General features: G+C 68.5%; 14 protein-coding genes. 11 read left to right on the top strand and 3 right to left on the bottom strand.

Annotation, left to right across the window (positions count from 1 at the left end; all coding sequences use genetic code 11):
• Nucleotides 1–126: 126 nt before the first annotated feature.
• The 10 genes from OSB52_RS03010 to OSB52_RS03055 all read left to right on the top strand — a co-directional run bounded on the left by OSB52_RS03010 (nt 127) and on the right by OSB52_RS03055 (nt 11,202).
• Complete coding sequence (locus tag OSB52_RS03010) at nt 127–435, top strand: hypothetical protein (protein WP_266060106.1); 309 nt, start codon at nt 127–129, stop codon at nt 433–435.
• The gene (locus tag OSB52_RS03015) at nt 435–2,108 is read left to right on the top strand and encodes an alpha/beta hydrolase (RefSeq protein WP_266060107.1); all 1,674 of its coding nucleotides are present in this window, start codon (nt 435–437) and stop codon (nt 2,106–2,108) included. The genes OSB52_RS03010 and OSB52_RS03015 overlap by 1 nt, the downstream gene beginning before the upstream one ends.
• A gap of 200 nt (nt 2,109–2,308) precedes the next feature.
• Complete coding sequence (locus tag OSB52_RS03020; protein WP_235724072.1) at nt 2,309–2,593, top strand: helix-turn-helix domain-containing protein; 285 nt, start codon at nt 2,309–2,311, stop codon at nt 2,591–2,593.
• Complete coding sequence (locus tag OSB52_RS03025; protein ID WP_266060108.1) at nt 2,586–3,449, top strand: Clp protease N-terminal domain-containing protein; 864 nt, start codon at nt 2,586–2,588, stop codon at nt 3,447–3,449. Before OSB52_RS03020 ends, OSB52_RS03025 begins: the two co-directional genes overlap by 8 nt.
• 117 nt (nt 3,450–3,566) lie before the next feature.
• Nucleotides 3,567–3,884: a hypothetical protein gene (locus tag OSB52_RS03030; protein WP_235724161.1), complete on the top strand. Its 318-nt coding sequence runs from the start codon at nt 3,567–3,569 to the stop codon at nt 3,882–3,884.
• 149 nt (nt 3,885–4,033) lie between these two features.
• On the top strand, nt 4,034–4,693 hold the full coding sequence (locus OSB52_RS03035; RefSeq protein ID WP_235724070.1) for a response regulator transcription factor: 660 nt from the start codon (nt 4,034–4,036) through the stop codon (nt 4,691–4,693).
• Nucleotides 4,660–5,865, top strand: coding sequence for an ATP-binding protein (locus OSB52_RS03040; protein ID WP_266060110.1), 1,206 nt, complete (start codon nt 4,660–4,662; stop codon nt 5,863–5,865). The genes OSB52_RS03035 and OSB52_RS03040 overlap by 34 nt, the downstream gene beginning before the upstream one ends.
• Complete coding sequence (locus OSB52_RS03045) at nt 5,862–6,917, top strand: DUF8320 family protein (protein ID WP_266060111.1); 1,056 nt, start codon at nt 5,862–5,864, stop codon at nt 6,915–6,917. The genes OSB52_RS03040 and OSB52_RS03045 overlap by 4 nt, the downstream gene beginning before the upstream one ends.
• Nucleotides 6,918–7,014: 97 nt before the next feature.
• Nucleotides 7,015–7,350 (top strand): response regulator transcription factor, encoded by a 336-nt coding sequence (locus tag OSB52_RS03050; protein ID WP_266060112.1) that lies wholly within the window; start codon nt 7,015–7,017, stop codon nt 7,348–7,350.
• 153 nt (nt 7,351–7,503) lie between these two features.
• The gene (locus tag OSB52_RS03055) at nt 7,504–11,202 is read left to right on the top strand and encodes a DUF3376 domain-containing protein (protein WP_266060113.1); all 3,699 of its coding nucleotides are present in this window, start codon (nt 7,504–7,506) and stop codon (nt 11,200–11,202) included.
• Between the two features lie 202 nt (nt 11,203–11,404).
• Here the strand turns inward: OSB52_RS03055 and OSB52_RS03060 are convergent, their stop codons facing one another.
• Entirely contained in the window at nt 11,405–12,019 is a 615-nt protein-coding gene (locus OSB52_RS03060; protein WP_266060115.1) for a YdcF family protein, read from the bottom strand.
• A gap of 46 nt (nt 12,020–12,065) precedes the next feature.
• Nucleotides 12,066–12,935 (bottom strand): 1,4-dihydroxy-2-naphthoate polyprenyltransferase, encoded by an 870-nt coding sequence (locus OSB52_RS03065; RefSeq protein ID WP_266060117.1) that lies wholly within the window; start codon nt 12,933–12,935, stop codon nt 12,066–12,068.
• Between the two features lie 189 nt (nt 12,936–13,124).
• On the opposite strand from OSB52_RS03065, the gene OSB52_RS03070 reads away from it, so the two are divergent.
• Nucleotides 13,125–13,865 carry a GAF and ANTAR domain-containing protein gene (locus tag OSB52_RS03070; protein WP_266060118.1) on the top strand — a complete coding sequence of 247 codons (741 nt, stop codon included), beginning with the start codon at nt 13,125–13,127 and terminating at the stop codon, nt 13,863–13,865.
• A gap of 9 nt (nt 13,866–13,874) precedes the next feature.
• On the opposite strand, the gene mftD is transcribed toward OSB52_RS03070, so the two are convergent.
• A complete protein-coding gene (mftD, locus tag OSB52_RS03075; RefSeq protein ID WP_266060119.1) occupies nt 13,875–15,086 on the bottom strand; it encodes a pre-mycofactocin synthase MftD in 1,212 nt (403 codons plus the stop codon).
• Nucleotides 15,087–15,104 lie beyond the last annotated feature (18 nt).

A 15,104-nucleotide genomic window follows, 5' to 3' on the forward strand; every position in this document is an offset into this window, starting at 1 on the left:
GTCGCCGCGGCCCGACAACCATGCCGGCGCCGAAACCGGAGGAACCGTTGCCCCCGCTGGTGCGTCCAAATGACCGACGACACGTTTCGTCGCTCATGTTCTCGCCGGCTTGGTAAGGAGCCCCCGATGCCACTCCCGTCCCCCGATGTACTCCGCGTGATGCCCGCCGAGATCGCCGCGGGCGTCGGCACCTGGCGGACCGAGGCGAGGCGTATCTCGACGCTCGAACTGATTGCCCGACAGGATGATGCGGTGCCACCCGTTGCGCAGGGGCGGACCATGCGGGCGCTGCTCGACGCCGACGATGCCCTCCGGAGCACGGCCGAGTCGCTTTGCGGGCGACTCCAGGAGATGAGCGTCGTGCTCGCCGGGTTGGCGGCCGCGGTGACCGACACTGACGATACGTCGGCCAGCCGTCTGCGGATCGAGCGTTGATGCGGCCGACGATCCCAGAGCTCCGTCAGTGGCGACCCGCGGCGATTTCCGCAGCCGGCGCCGCAGCCCAGGCTGCGTCCGACCTCGTCGACGCCGCGACGCGCAGGATCGTTCGAGCAGTCGATGCAACCACCTGGTCGGGTGTGACCGCCGTCGCCGCAGAGCGATTCGTCGACGACACCGACGTGCGGGCCCGACAGATACGTCGCATGTTGGTCGAGATCGCCGAGGAGGCCGCCCGAGCCGGCGCCGATCTCGCCCGGGCGCGTGCGGTGGTGCTCGGTGAGGTCGACGGCGTGATCGCCGACGGCTATGCCGTGACCGATGACGGCCACGTCACCGGTCGGGACGGACCCGACGAACGCTCGAGAACGGCCGAAGTGCGAATCCGCAATGGAATGAACGTCATTGATGCCGTCGACGAGCACTGTGGCGCGCGGATCGACGAACTGGTGGCGGCCATTCCGGGCGCGGCGATCCCGGCGGGCGGTGCCGCCGAGGTCACGCTGCCCGACGGCAGCACTGCCGACGCCGACCGCGTGGTGACCGCGCTGACTCGGATGACGCCGTCGACGCGCCGCGAGTTCCTGTCCCGGCTGGCCGAGGAGGATCGGCTCCGGATCGCCGCAGCCGATCCGGGTGTGGTCGGCAACCTCGATGGCATCGATTTCGAGTTGCGCTCTGCTGCAAACGATCTCGGCATCCGTGCCGCGCTGGAGACCGAACGGCTCGCGGGTCGGGCCGACGGCGTGCGGGCACGCCGACTCGAGGATCTGCTCCGACCGCTCGCCGACGGCCGTCGACGCCGGTTCATCGCCTTCGACAACGCCCGGGGCCACGTCATCGAGATGGTCGGGGAGGTGTGTGCGGACACCCGCAATGCGGCGGTGCTGGTGCCCGGCACCGGCTCGGGTCTCGATACCATCGATCAGAGCGTCGTCGCGGCAACAGAACTCGCGCACGCCACCGGTGGTCCCGTATTCGTCTATCTCGACGGTGATCTGCCGCAGACGATGGGCTACGAGGGTCTCGACGATGCGCTCGGTGCGGGCGCGCTGGCGGGATCGCTGGCCGGTCCGCTGGGGCACGCGCTGGGTGCCGCCGCCGCGGTGGCGGAATCCCTCGACGGCTCGGCGGCCGATCCGCGGTTCGCGCGTGAGATGGCGCCCGGCCTCGTCGGGTTCGCCGCGGAGCTCGACGCCGAGATCGCCGAACGCGCGCCCGGGGCGGCGGTGACCGTGATCGGGCATTCCTACGGCGGATCGGTGGTCGGTTCGGCCGAGCAGCTCGGGCTGCGCGCCGACCGGGTGGTGTATGCGTCGTCGGCGGGCACCGGCGTGTTCGACGGCCCGTGGCGCAACGCGAACCCCGCCGTCGAGCGCTACTCGCTGACCGCGCCGGGCGATCCGATCCAGTGGGTGCAGGCACTGTCGGGAAATCCGCACGGCGACGACCCGGACTCCGCGCCCGGGGTGTTCCGGATGGACACCGGCTTTCACGCACCCGGCGCCGACGGCTCGCGCTCACCGGTCGCGGGTGTCGACGGACACGGCGACTACTGGCGTGACCCGGACTCCGACGCCTTCCGCAACATCGTGCGGGTCGTCGTCGGGGAGCGTCCCACCGGCTACATCGAGCGACAACCCGATATCGGGCTGCGCCTGCCCTGGTGAAGCGGCGGCCGCCACTCGTATCCGTCGTCGTTCGACAGGTCTCACGCGGGTCGGGTCGGCGACCGCGGGCCGACCGGGAGGACGCGGCCCGTCGACGAGTCGCGCGAGCCGAACCGACCTGCGCGAGTCGATCGGACCTGCGCGAGCAGCCCGTGTCAATAATTCTTGACAACCGAGGTTTGTCAACTTAACCTGACACCATGCACGACGAACAGAACCCGGCCGATACGGCCGATCGCGACACCTCCGGACTCGCCGGTGCTGCCGCGAGCGACGACCCGGCGCGGGGACTGGCCGCCGTACGCGCGTTGCGCACCCTGGCCGACCGACTCGAGGACGTACAGGTGGCCAACGCCCGCGCCCACGGCTGGAGCTGGCAGTCGATCGCAGAGGTTCTGCAGATCAGCCGCCAGGCCGTGCATCAGAAACATGCACACCGCGAGGTCCGCGACAGTGGGCCGAAAGGAGACACGAACAATGTTTGAGCGATTCACACGCGACGACAGAATGCTCATGGCCTTCGCCATGCAAGAAGCCGGCGACCTCGGTCATCGGCACCTCGGTAACGACCACCTCATCCTGGGCATGCTCTGCAATGCCCGCAGCCCGCTGTTCACGCTGCTCGCCGAGCAGGGGCTAACCCTGCCGACGGCACGTGACGCGGCGCGGAGGTATCACGCCGAGCACGACGACGAGTCCGAGGCGGCAGCGTCGGACTCCGAGGAGGAATCGACGCAACAGCGCTACGACGAAGATCGCGAGGCCCTGCGCAGCATCGGCATCGACCTCGACAAGGTTCGCGAGGCGGTCCGAGGCCGGTTCGGCGAGGATCTGTCCGACGGCTGGGCTCGACGCCCCGATCGTGGCCCCGGCGGTCGGCGCGGTCGCGGGCGTGGACGTGGGCCCGGTCACCGGCATGGCCACGGACCTCACCGCGGGTGCGGCCCCGACGGCGGACGTCCCGACGACTGGGGTCCCGAGATGCGCGGACCCGAGGGCTGGGGTCCGGGCGGCTTCGGCCCCGGTGGCCCCCGCGGCCCATTCGGCGCCGGCGGCCCCTTCGCCGACGACGGACCGTGGGAGCCCGGTCGTGGACGGCGCGGGCCCCGGGGCCGGGGCAGCCGTCCGCGCTTTGCCGGTCCCACGCGCTCGGCGCTGGCGCGCGCGCTGGAGATCGCCCGCGAGCGTGGCGATCGTCGGCTGCGCCCGGAGTACCTGCTGCTGGCGATCATCGACACCGCCGACGACGCGTCGCGCGCGGTGATCGAGTCGGCCACCACACCCGAAGGCCTGAAGGCGGCCGTCTGGGCGAGTCTGCCTGACGTCGAGGTGGAGATCTGACCGGAGTGCCACCGCGCCCTGCGAGTGAGGCCAACGTGTCGCCCAACGGCACGTTGGCCTCACTACGCTGCGCGGTTGAGCCCATACCCACACTCGAACTAATGTTCGAGTGTGGGTATGCAGTGGATCGGCGGCGACAGCGGCCAGCCACGACGGCCGGTGTTCTTCCCCGTCGGTCACAAGGCGGTGCTCATCGACCTCAACGCGCTGTATCCACAGACGCCACACCACACCGGTGAGTACTTCCCCGACGGTCTGCAGATCCGGTCGGTCCACCTCGGCGTGCTCACCGCCTGGGCACGCTCGGAGTGGGGTGAGTGGTACGGCAAGGTCACTTACACCATCACCGCACGCGATCGTCAGGAGAAGGTGACGCACTGGGTACCGGGCTGGGCGCTGCGGCCGGCCGACCCCGGACGCCGGCCCGCGTCGTGAGTGGTCACGATTTTGTTTTCGAATGCAAACAAATCGCATTCCCCGTAATTTGTGAAAACGGTCGTCGAATGCGCATGTCGTGCGAAGGAATGAAACAAAACGGGGACTTCTCTGCGCTTGTGTCGGAGCCATAAGCGATGATGGTGGACATGACCGAACCGCCGCCCAGGGTATGGCGAATCGGAGTCGTGGACGACCATGAGCAGATTGTCCGCGGTTTGCGGGCCACCCTCGACGAACAGTCGGATATGGAGCTCGTTGCCGGCGCGGGAACCGTGAATACGTTGCTCGCCATGGCCACCGAGCTCGACCTGGTGCTGCTGGACCTCCGTCTCGGCGACGGGACGTCGCCGATCGCCAACATCGAGGCGTTGCGTGCGGCGGGTATCCCCGTCCTCGTCTACACCTCGGGTGACGAGATGTTCATGGTGCGCCAGGCCGCGAGCGCCGGAGTGATGGGCGTGGTCCGCAAGAATGCCCGCGAAGCGGAATTGCTCGATGCCATGCGGCGCGCGTTGTCCGGTGACACCGTCCCCAGTATCGATTGGGCGGCGGCCATCGATTCCGATCCCGGATTCGTGGATCTGTCGCCGCAATTGCGTCGAGTTCTCGAGTTGTACGCGGCCGGGGAATCGTCGGCGCGGGTGGCCAGAGAATTGAACATCTCCACCGAGACCGTCACCGACTACGTCAACCGCATCCGCGGGCGCTACAACACCGCCGGCCGGCCCGCGCCCACCAAGACAGATCTCTACAAGCGCGCGATCGAGGACGGATGGCTGCCGATACCCCGGCGCTTCCGTCGGTGACCGACGCGCGCGACGAACGCGACGAGCAGGCCGGCCGCCGCATCCTGCGGCTGATGTCGGGCTTCGTCGCCGTCGGCTACCTCGCCTACGCGTTGATGACCTCGTCGTTGGTGATCGACTCGACCGCGGTGATGCAACCCTGGTGGACCGTGCTCGCGGTGATCCTCACCTTCGGCACGGGGTTGGCATTGGGGCCGGCGGGCCGCTGGGCCGATGTCCGTGGCATCCGACTCGTCGCCGCGGTGGCGGCGTGCGGGTACGCGCTGTCGCTGGCCCTGTGGTGGTTCGCGTGGTCGGGAGCCGAACTCAACGTGGTCGGTGGGATCTGGATGTCGCAGTTCCCGGGGCTCGCGGCGATCGCCGCCGCCCTCGCGTTCCGACCGATGATCGCCTTCGGCTACCTGGTCGTCGTCAACGCGGCGGTCATCGTCGTCAGTCACGTCCTGCGGCCGGCTGATCTGAACGGACCGTTGTTCGTCGACATCGCCTGGGGATGTTCCTATTCACTGATCTTCGTGTCCGCTGCGGTGATGGCCATCCGCACAGCGGGCATTCTCGACCGCACGCGGTCGGAGGCATACCGCGCCACCGCGGCCGCAGCTGCCGCGGATGCGCGGTCGACCGAGCGCAGCCGGTTCGATGCGCTGACCCACGACAATGTGATGTCAACGCTGCTGACGGCGTCGCGTCGCGGCGGATCGCCCGAACTCGCCCAGGACGCGCGGGCGGCACTGGCCGCCGTGGAGCGTGCCGCGGTCGGCGACAGCGCAGACGCTGTGGGCGGAAATGACGCGATCAGCCAGGTGCGGGCGGCGGTGGGGCTGGTGGATCCCACGCTGACCGTGGCCGTAGACGCCGACGATGCGCTGCCAAGCTACCCCGGCGAGGCGGTGTCGGCGATCGCGTCGGCCACCGCCGAGGCCGTGCGCAACAGTCGTCGGCATGCCGGTGCGGGCGCGACCACGACGGTGACAGTGACGGCATCAGCGTCGTCGCTGCGCGCAGAGATCCGCGACGACGGGCGGGGCTTCGACCCGACACACATCTCGGCCTCCCGGCTCGGGATCGCGGTCAGCATCCGCGGCCGGATCCGGCGGATCGAGGGTGGTGACGCCGCCGTCATGTCACGCCCCGGCGGCGGCACCCGGGTCGTCGTGGAGTGGTCGGCATGATCACCCACGACGTGCGCGACCTCATCGGCATGCGACAACCCGGCGCGTGGCTGGTGGCCGGCGCGTTCCTGTTGTCCACCTGGTCCACCATCGGCTACATCGTCGTCCGGCAGCCGGGGGAGTGGTCGCCGGTCCTGGCAGGTGTCATCCTGACCGCGGCGGTCATTGCGATCCTGCAGGTCCCCGGCGATCCGCTGCCGCTGCCGACGACCATCGCGCTGGCCGCGGCCGGGCCCACCGCCTGTGCGCTCGCGCTGTGGGGTTCTTCGGGCCTCGACGCCGGGTGGACGTCCTCGCTGATGGTGATGTGGGCGCACAGCGGGATCACCGCGGTCTACTGCTTCATGTGTGTCCGGGGGCGGTTGCTCGCGCCGTGGATCGGTCTCATCGCGGCCTCTGCCGTCTACGCGGTCTGGGCCGAAAGTCTCGGACGGTCGCCGGTGGGTGCGTTGACGATGGTCGCGGTCAATTTCGCGCCGCTCGTCATGGGCACGCTGTTCTCCCGCACCCTGCGGCCGACCGCGCGTGCGGTGTTCGCCCTGCGCGCCCAGACCATCACGCAGGTGGCACGGCTGTCGGCCGACGCTGCCGCCGACGAGGAACGGTCCGCTCAGGTCGCCGTGCTCGACAATCTGGCGCGGCCGATGCTCGAACGCATCGCTTCCGGTGCGGTACTGACCGCCGACGAGCGCATCGAGTGCGCGTTGCTCGAGGCGCACCTGCGGGACCGGCTGCGGGCTCCGCTGATGTCGGCGCTCGACCTCGACGAGCCGGCCTACGAGGCCCGCGCGAAAGGGGTGGAAGTGGTGTTCATCGACGATTCGGACGCACGCGTCGACGGCCAGGATTCCGATCCGATCGACTCGCGGGTCGCCTCAGCGGTCAGCGATCTGGCCGGCACGGTGCTCGCCGAGGCGCGAGAAGGGCAGGTGTTCGTGCGGGTGGCGCCCCCGCACGGTTCCATCGCGGCTTCGGTGCTGCATCGTCGACGCGACGGCAGCAGTGTGCGCTCCGAGATCGACAAGACCGGCGGCATTCGTTCGTTCAGCTGACCCCTGGCCTGGGGGCACGAAAACATGTGTCTGTTCCTGTATGTGACGGGCGCCTAGTTTGATCTGCAGGAGCTCTGCGCGTGTGAGGAATGTAATGATGACGAACGCAATTGTCCGGGAACACCGTTCATCCCCGGTGCTGAGCGACCGTGAGGTCGATGTGCTGGTCCGGTGGGTCGCCGACCGGCCCATGCGTGAGATCGCCCGGGAACTGTTCATCACCGACGCCACCGTGCGTACCCATCTGGTCCGTATCCGCGGCAAGTACCGCGCCGCCGGGCGTCCGGCCACCACCAAGATCGCATTGCTCGTGCGCGCGATCGAGGACGGCTACACCTCGATCAACGAGATCGCGGCAAGCGTCGGTCGGGCCAACGCGCCGACGGTCACACGCTGTGACGCCGCCGTGCGGCCAGGTCGCCTCGCCGGCTGATCCGGGGCCGGTGTCATCCGGCCGAACGAACCGCGGTGTCACGGTTCGCACATTTCGATAACAGAACCGCGCCGAGATCCGGGCGGTGGGCGATTGCGGGCGTCGTTCTTGTCACCATGAGACACCGATCCCGAACCCCCGAACGAGGGCCCGATGACGATGTCTCGTGCCGACACCGACGCGCTCGCCGACGGTGACCCCGCGCGGCGCCCGACGCTGCGCATCGCACTCGCCATGCGCGGCGGGGTGAGCATGGCGGTGTGGATCGGGGGTGCGGTCGCTGAACTCGATGTGCTGCGGCGCGCCCTGCTCGAACCCGACACCGATCCGGTGTGTCCAGACGACGCCTGCCCGGCCGACGCGCGAGCCGCCTGCCCACGCCGGATCGCTCGCGCTCACCGCGCCCAGATCTACCGACAGATGGTGCATGCGGCCGGCCACGACCATGTCGAGTTCGACATCCTCGCCGGCGCGAGCGCGGGCGGCCTGAATGCGATCCTGTTCGCGCTGGCCCAGTCCTACGGCGTGGCCACTGACGACATCGTGCTGCGCATGTGGAAGGACCGCGGCGGACTGTGGGATCTGTTGCGACGTCCGGGAGTGGGTCGGGTGCCGTCGATCCTGCGTGGCGACGATCAGTTCCTCACCATCGCTGCCGACACCCTTGCCGAGATCGCCACCGCCGGCGGCGCTGATGGCACGGCGCAGACCGCGGTGGACCGACTGACCGTGGAGCTCGCGGCCACCGTGTTGCCTGATCCGCAGGAACCGAACCTCAGCAACCAGGCCGGGTTCACCTTCATGCGGCGACCTGGGGGCCTGACGACCCGCTTCTCCACCATCCCGGGCCTATCCGACGGCCTACTGTCGGACGAGCGGCGTGCATCCGTTCTAGGCCGGATGGCGTTGGCCGCGCGCGCCACGTCGTCGTTCCCCGGCGCGTTCGAACCGGCGTCGGTGCATTCGATCACCGAGGACCCCCACAACGACGACGGCATGCCCGGCGATCACGTGTGGAACATGGCGCCGGTCTTCCCGTACGCGCGGTCGGCCACGCTCGCCGACGATGTGCGCCGACGACTCGGGCGCGACCGCGACCGCTTCGACGTCGTCGACGGCGGGGTGTTCGACAACATCCCGATCGACCGGGCGTTGCGAGCCATTCAGCGCGCCACCGCCACCGAGGAATCACGTCGGCACCTGATCTATCTGGACCCGCAGCCCCCGGCGGCGACATATCCGACCATGTTGCCCGACGACGTCCGCTTCGATCCGGTCGGCGTCGACTGGGTACAGGTCATCCGGGCATCGATGGCGTTGCGCACCCGCACCGAGACCGCCGACGACGAGATCATGGCGGTACAGCAGTACAACGAGCGCTGCGCGTCGGTGGCGCGTCGGCTGACGTCGCTGGCCGAGGTGCTCGATCCGGCGGTCCCGACCGACCCCGACTCCTGGCTCCCCGCCTACCTCGACGCCCGGATCGGCCGGGACATCCCGGCCATCGCCGAACTGCTGCGCAATCCTCGAGAACACTTCTGCGTGCCGCCGTTCGGCGGCGCCGACCTCCCCGACGCGCTGCCGGATCCGGACGCGGTACCGGCGGCGGTCACCGAGGTCTACGACGGATTCCGCAGCGACACCGGCAGCGTCGCCCGCGACACTTTCATCTCCGGTGACGTCGACGGCCTTGCCGACACCGCGGTGCTGCTGATCACCTGGATTCAGGAACTCGGTCACCACGCATCGGTAGACCTGTTGCGCAGCAAGAACATTCTCTATCGGTGCCTGGCCATGCTGCTGTATGTGCGGCACGAGACCACCTACCGCAGCATACTGCTGCGCGACGACGCCACGATGCTCTTGGCATGTCGGCTCGAGGCTGCCCTGGAAAGTCAGAGTCGTTGGCGGATCGACGACGAACTCGCGGCGGCGATCACGACGGCCCCGTCCGGCGAAACGGCAAGTGACGGCGAGTTCTACGGACTGCTGGCGCAGATGGGTGCGCGCCGAACCGACGGCGGGACAACACTGTTGCCGACGATCCGCACGGTCCTCGACTCAGAACTGCGATGTATCCGCGCCGCGACGAGCAGCCTGCCAGACCGAGCCGGGCTCGGTATCTACGGGGTACTCGCCGACATCGCCGATCCCAGCGCGTTTCACCTCGTGCGCCTGTGTCTGCCCGCCGGGATTCCGACGACGACGGCGTCGGGGGTGACGTTCTCCACGATCACTGGTGACACAGCGGGAACCGAGGTGCATGGGATCGACCTCATGCCGCTGCGGAAGGCCGCCGCGCGCAAGCAGGTTCAGCAGTGGGTGCGCAAGAAGGTCGATCCGGCAGAGATCAATGCGACGATCATCGACGACCTGGTGACGCAGACCAGGACACTGTCGCGCGCCGACATGAAACTCGCCGGAACCGAGCTGAATCGCTTCGGCGGTTTCCTGTCGAAGCGGTGGCGCGAGAACGATTGGTACTGGGGTCGGTTGGATGCCGCCACCGGCATCGTGAAGCTGCTCGGCGACCTGGGCGTGCCCGCGCCACAGCCGAAAGACGATCCGCGGCGGCTCATCCTGGCCGAAGGCGACGAAACATGCCGCACCGGAACCGATCCTGGGGCCGAGTCGTTAAAGCGTCGACTGGCCACGGTGGGCGGGGAGACGTTGCCGGATCTACCCGCGCTGTACCGGTTCGCGCTGGTGTCGCGGATCCTGCCGCTGGTGGTCCGCGGCCTGCAGCCGTCGTCGCGGTCGGGTGGATTGGTGAGTCGGGCGCTGCGCCTGGTGGCGTTGATCCTGGTGCGCCCGTTGGTGGTGATCGCTTGTCTGTTCGCCGACCCGCTGCGCCTCATCGGTGCCCTGGCCGTCACCTGCGCCGCGGCGGCACTGTTGGGTGCGGCGGTGACCGGCATGGCGGGGCAGCGGGTTTTTCTGGCAGTGATCATCGTGATCGGTGGGTTGTCGATGGTGCTCGGGCGTGGTGTGCGGCGCCGATGGCGGGTCGTCGCACAGCATTTCGACGCCGCTCGGCCCCAGCGCCTCGACTCGGCAATCCGCGAGAAGCGTTTCGGTGTGTGGCCGCAGGTGATCGCCGACTCCCGACGACGCGCGGCCCGACGCTACTGGGCGAACATGGTGGTGGGTCTGGTGTTCGTGGTCGGCGGGGCCTGGATGTTCCTGCGGCCGCCGTGGTGGCTGGCTGTCGGCTCGGAACTGATGGTGCTGGTGGTGGCTGCGTGTGGTCTGTTGGCCTGGTGGTTGTATCGCCGGTCGGTGACCGCCGGACGGCCGGCCCGCCCGTCCGCGGGACGGATCGCGGCGATCGTGGCCACCGGCGTCCTGTACGTGATCGCCGCGATGGCGGCGACGCTGCTCGCCTGGTATCCGTGCACGAGCACCCGCGCACTCGAACGCTGTGCCCAACCCCTCGAGGTCGTCGACGCACTCCCACAGGGAGGATGGGTCCAGTCATTCCTGCAGTGGGGTGTGGCGCAAAACGGTCACTCCGACCGGCTGATGCTGGCGACGATCGTGACGGTGGTGGTGTCGGCGACGGTCCTCGCGCTGATCAGCGTGTGGGGCTGGACGCCCTGGTATTGGATGGCCGGTGAGGCCGTTATCGTCGCCACGCTCGCGCTGCTCGGACTGGTCATCGTCGCGGCTATTGATGGGCTGGCCAACCCGCTGACGGACCTGGCGCCGGTCGCGGTCTGGCTGTTCGGCATGGGGGTGCTGCATCAGCTGACCAAACCCATCCACGCCCGGCTGCTGTCGGCGTCGGGACTCGACCTCGTCCGCGAACGCCGACGGCTGTTGGCGGAGATGATCGAGGACTGGCGCACATGACGGAATCCAACGAGATGAGCACCGCGTGCGGCAGGGAGTTCAAGCCGGCGCACGCGGTGCTCGGTGTTCTCATCATCCGGCTCACCGGTTGTGAAAGGGGGGGAATCCACACCCGAGTGAATTGCGGATAAAGCCCCGACAAGAACGTTCACCATGCTAACAAACCTCTGAGTATGGGGCCACTCGGCGCGGCCGGAAACGACTATGCGTTGCAGCCCAGCAGCGTGGCCTTCATCAACCCGCCGTATTGATAGGCGTATGTGTACGCCCAGCTCTCCGGTGACCGCGCGTAGCTGCGCGGTACACCGCGCATGATGACCTGGCGGTCGGAGCACTGGCCGAAGATGTAGCGTGCCCGTACCAGGTGATAGCGCCAGCTCACCACGATCACCGAGCGCCATCCGCGGGCGGTGGCCATCTGCTGGGTGAACATCGCCTCGCCGCGCGTGGTGGACGGTTGCGGCGCAAAGCAGATCACCTCGATCGTGTCGGTGCTCGCATCGCAGACCCGGTTCATAAGTTCGCGTTCGGACGGTTGGTACGGCCGGTAGGGATCGGAGATCAGTACGGTGTCGGCGTAGCCCTGTGCCGCCAGCTCGAGCCCATAGTCCTCGCGGCCGTCGTGCTCGCCGCCGAGCACCACGATGGCATCGGCCGGACGCAGCGGGTCGGAGTGGTCGCGGGTGAACAGCTGATACCCCAGCACCCCGACGACCAGCGTGGCGACGAGCACCATGCACACGGCCGCGGCCAACAACGCCTGCCGGCGCCGTCTGCGCCGATTCGGTCCGCGCACCAGGACAGTGGTAGCGCGCATGGGCCAAGGATATTGGCGCCCCGGTCGACACGCCGAACCGAGATGACTAACCGATGACCAATCCCACAGCCGTCAGCACTGCCCACGCCAGCATCGCCTGCCCGGTGATACCCAGCGACGGGATGAGCCGCGGACCCGTGGCGCCGCGACGCACCGGCAGATACGCCGCCCAGATCAGGGGCGCGGCGAGCAAGCCGAGCAGCGCCCACGGGGTGGCCCCGATCAACGCCACGCTCACCACCGGCGGTACCGCCAGCAAGACCGCGAACAGCACGCGAGTCCGCTTGTCGCCGAGCCGAACCGCGAGAGTGACCTTGCCCGACTCGGTGTCGCTGGGGATGTCACGCAGATTGTTGACCACCAGCACCGCCGACGAGATCGAACCGACCGCGATCGCACACAGCACGCCGACCCAGTCGATCGAGCCGCTCACCACGAACTGGGTGCCGAGGACGGCGACGAGCCCGAAGAACACGAACACGGCGACCTCACCGAGGCCGATGTAGCCATAAGGTTTGCGGCCGCCGGTGTAGAACCAGGCGCCGGCGATGCAGATCGCGCCGATCGCCACCAGCCACCACGCCGTGGTGACGGCCAGCACGAGCCCGCACAGTGCGCCGACGGCGAAGCAGGCGAATGCGGCCCGTTTGACCGCGCCGGGGGCGGCCGCCCGCGAACCGACCAGGCGCATCGGGCCGACCCGGTCATCGTCGGTGCCGCGCACCCCGTCGGAGTAGTCGTTGGCGAAGTTCACGCCGACGATGAACGCCACCGCGACGATCAGCGCGAGCGCTGCCTTCCACCACACCACCTCGCCGAGGTCGCCGACGGCACCCACGCCCACGATGACCGGTGCGATCGCGTTGGGCAGGGTGCGGGGTCGGGCGCCTTGGATCCACTCCTTCGGGGTAGCCATTCTGTGGATCTTTCCATGACAATGACGGCACCCCGCATCGGCGTCGGTCCGCGAGGTAGGTGTCGTGGCCGGGGCTCGCGGGTAAGCGACACAGAGCCGTCTTCGGTCCCCGGGGGTCGAAGACGGTCAGGCCTCGGGAGTTCAGACCTGTGTGCTCCGGAGGTCGTCCGATACGGAAAGGAGTGAGTCGTGAGTGGCGCCCGGCAGGAAGAGCGCGGAGTACACGGACAGATCGCGAGGCTGGCCCGTCGTCTCCATGGCGCCGCCGGCGGATCCGGTGTGCAAGAACCCTCCACCGTTCTCGCCGAGATCACCCGCGCGGCCGTGGACGTTCTTCCCGACGTCGATCACGCCGGCGTGACGCTCGTGCGCAGGGCCGGAAGCGGAACCCGGCCCGCCGAACTGCAGTCCACTGCGGCGACCGGAGCAATTCCCGAGCTCGTCGATCGGCTACAGCACGAGACCGGCGAAGGGCCGTGTCTGGACGCCGTGTGGCAACAGGACACGATGAGCATCTCCGACATGGGCACCGAGACGAGGTGGCCACGGTTCGTCGCCGCGGTGCTCGATAGGACTCCGGTACGGGCCAGCCTGTCGATCCAGCTGTTCGTGACCGACGTCGAGCTCGGAGCGCTCAACCTCTATTCGGAAAGCGCAGATCCGTTCGATCCCGCTGAGGTCGATCTCGGCATCAACCTCGCCACACACGCCGCGATCGCCCTGTCCGGCGCCCGGCGTGGCACCCAGTTCCGCAGCGCGCTGGCCTCCCGCGACATCATCGGTCAGGCCAAGGGGATCATCATGGAGCGCTTCGATGTGGACGCCTTGCAGGCCTTCGACCTGTTGCGGCGGTTGTCGCAGGACAGCAATACCCCGGTGGCCGAGGTGGCCGCACAACTCGTCGACAAGGACCACCCCGACCCACGGTGACGTCGCGGCTCAGGCCCGGACAGACTCGGCCGGACCGGTGGTTCGCGAGGACAGCTTCTCACCGAAGCTCGGCGGCACGATGATGTCGTCGCGCGTCAGATCGCGCACCGAGGCTCGGCGCAGTCCGAGCAGATTGGAATCGATGTCATTGCGCAGGATGTCGAGGACGTTCTCGACGCCGGCCTGTCCTTCCGCGGCCAGTCCCCACAGGTAGGCACGGCCGATCATCACTGCGCGCGCACCCAAACACAGCGCCTTGACCACGTCACTGCCGCGTCGGACGCCACCATCGAGCACCACCTCCACGTCGTCCCCAACCGCCTCGGCGATGCCGGGTAGGGCGCGCAGGGTGGCCGGGGTGCCGTCCATGTTGTTGCCACCGTGGTTGGAGACAGAGATGGTGGTGGCGCCGGCGTCGACGGCCCGCTTGGCGTCATCGATACGCATCACACCTTTCACCATGAACGGCCCGTCCCACTGTTCGCGCATCCAGGCGATGTCCGCCCAGCGAGGCTGCTTGGTCTGCATCCATTCGCCGTAGGCGCCGAAGAAGGTCGGCGCAGCGGCCGGGTCGGGGTCGGCGTCGACGTTGGGCGTCTTCAGATTTGGCAGATGTCCCGCTCGCAGATAGCGCAGCAGCCACCGCGGGTGGGTGATACCTTGCGGCGCGAACTGGGCCATCGTCTTGAGATCCAGTCTTTCCGGGATCGTTGGGCTACCCCAGTCCCGGCCCTCGGAGAAGGTCCAGTCGAGAGTCACGATCATGCCTTTGGCGCCGGCCTGTTTCGCGCGTGCCATGCGTCCGGCGATGGCGTCGCGGTCGCCCACCCAATACGTCTGGAAGAAGGTCTGCGGGTTCGCCGCCACCACGTCCTCGATCGGGCGACTCCCAAACGAGCTCAGCCCCATGGCGACACCCCGCGCCGCCGAGGCGCGCGCGACCGCCAGTTCGCCGTCCGGATGCACCGCCTGAACCCCTGTTGGCGAGATCAGTACCGGCATCGAGACGTCTTGCCCCATCACTGTGGTCGCGAGATCTCGCTCGTCGGGCAGATCGCCGATGTGCGGGGCGAAGCCGATCTCGTTGTAGGCGTCGATGTTGTCGCGCAACGTCATGCCCTGCTCGGAGCCGGCGACGAGAGCGCCGTACACGGACTTGGGGAGGCGTCGTTTCGCGCGACGGTGGGCCTCGGCGACCGATTCGAACCACGTGTTGGCCATTGTTGCTCCTCTGTCAGT

It is taken from the genome of Gordonia aquimaris, from assembly GCF_026262595.1.
Lineage (GTDB): Bacteria > Actinomycetota > Actinomycetes > Mycobacteriales > Mycobacteriaceae > Gordonia > Gordonia tangerina.

Coding starts and splice junctions, on each gene's coding strand:
- OSB52_RS03050 (WP_266060112.1), top strand. CDS start 7,015: ATGACGAACGCAATTGTCCGGGAACACCGTTCATCCCCGGTGCTGAGC.
- OSB52_RS03010 (WP_266060106.1), top strand. CDS start 127: ATGCCACTCCCGTCCCCCGATGTACTCCGCGTGATGCCCGCCGAGATC.
- OSB52_RS03030 (WP_235724161.1), top strand. CDS start 3,567: ATGCAGTGGATCGGCGGCGACAGCGGCCAGCCACGACGGCCGGTGTTC.
- OSB52_RS03055 (WP_266060113.1), top strand. CDS start 7,504: ATGACGATGTCTCGTGCCGACACCGACGCGCTCGCCGACGGTGACCCC.
- OSB52_RS03040 (WP_266060110.1), top strand. CDS start 4,660: ATGGCTGCCGATACCCCGGCGCTTCCGTCGGTGACCGACGCGCGCGAC.
- OSB52_RS03020 (WP_235724072.1), top strand. CDS start 2,309: ATGCACGACGAACAGAACCCGGCCGATACGGCCGATCGCGACACCTCC.
- OSB52_RS03045 (WP_266060111.1), top strand. CDS start 5,862: ATGATCACCCACGACGTGCGCGACCTCATCGGCATGCGACAACCCGGC.
- OSB52_RS03065 (WP_266060117.1), bottom strand. CDS start 12,935: ATGGCTACCCCGAAGGAGTGGATCCAAGGCGCCCGACCCCGCACCCTG.
- OSB52_RS03015 (WP_266060107.1), top strand. CDS start 435: ATGCGGCCGACGATCCCAGAGCTCCGTCAGTGGCGACCCGCGGCGATT.
- mftD (WP_266060119.1), bottom strand. CDS start 15,086: ATGGCCAACACGTGGTTCGAATCGGTCGCCGAGGCCCACCGTCGCGCG.
- OSB52_RS03025 (WP_266060108.1), top strand. CDS start 2,586: ATGTTTGAGCGATTCACACGCGACGACAGAATGCTCATGGCCTTCGCC.
- OSB52_RS03060 (WP_266060115.1), bottom strand. CDS start 12,019: ATGCGCGCTACCACTGTCCTGGTGCGCGGACCGAATCGGCGCAGACGG.
- OSB52_RS03035 (WP_235724070.1), top strand. CDS start 4,034: ATGACCGAACCGCCGCCCAGGGTATGGCGAATCGGAGTCGTGGACGAC.